The sequence below is a fragment of the Alcanivorax sp. HI0083 genome (assembly GCF_001635175.1).
On sequence record NZ_LWFX01000031.1, the window covers coordinates 1 to 1,048 of the forward strand.

Annotated in this window: 1 protein-coding gene; it reads left to right on the forward strand. The window is 55.9% G+C overall.

All coding sequences use genetic code 11. The annotated features are described in order from the left end of the window. Positions 1-31 precede the first annotated feature (31 nt). A partial coding sequence (locus tag A3754_RS00380; RefSeq protein ID WP_197468334.1) for a PDZ domain-containing protein occupies positions 32-1,048 on the forward strand: 1,017 nt, incomplete at its 3' end.

Below are 1,048 nucleotides of genomic sequence, written 5' to 3' on the forward strand. Positions count from 1 at the left end.
CTATACTGAAAAAAACTGTTTGAGAGCCAGTATGTCATTACTCCGTAAGCTGTTCCCTCTTGCCCTTGCCCTGTTGTTGCTGGGTGGGGCAATCAAAGGCGGCGGCGCCCTTCACGACTCATCGCCGGATATTCAGGGCGACCTGAAGCCGACGGAAGAGCAACTGGAAGCGGCTGAAGAAATTGCTGACAAGCTCAAGTATCACTATCGCCAGCTGGATTTCGACGATCAGCTTTCTGAACAGGTGCTGCAGCGCTACCTGAAAGACCTGGATCCCAATCGTCTGTATTTCCTGGCGTCCGACATCAAGGACTTCCAGCGCTATAACGAGATCCTGGATGACCAGCTGCGCAAGGGTCAGCTGGAAGGCGGCTATACCATTTTCAATCGCTTCCAGCAGCGCCTGGAAGAGCGCCTGACCTGGTCACTGGAAACCATCGCCAATGACCTGGATTCGCTGACCTTCGACAGCGAAGAGTCGGTAAGAGTGGATCGTGAGGATGCCCCCTGGGCCAAGGACAAGGCGGCGCTGGATGAAATCTGGCAGCGCCAGCTGAAAAATGCGGTGCTCTCCATGCGCCTCAACGATTCCAGCGCGGAAGATATCGAAACGCGGCTCACTCGTCGCTACGAAAGCCAGTTGAAGCGGATCAGGCAGAATACCCCTGAGGATGTATTCCAGGTGTACATGAATGCGCTGACGCAGACATTTGATCCCCACACCACCTACTTCACCCCGCACAATTCAAAAAACTTCGATATCAGCATGAGCCGCTCACTGGAAGGCATTGGTGCGGTACTGCAATACGAAGACGGCTACACCAAGGTGGTGCGTCTGGTGCCTGGTGGTCCAGCAGCCAAGGGCGGCCAACTGAAGCCTGCGGATCGCATCGTGGGTGTCTCCCAGGATGAAGAAGAGCCGGTTCCAGTGATCGGCTTGCGCCTGGATGAAGTGGTCGACCAGATCCGTGGCCCCAAGGGCACCAAAGTCAATCTGGAAATTATCCCCGCCGCCAGCCCCAGCGAGCATGACACTCGCACCATCACC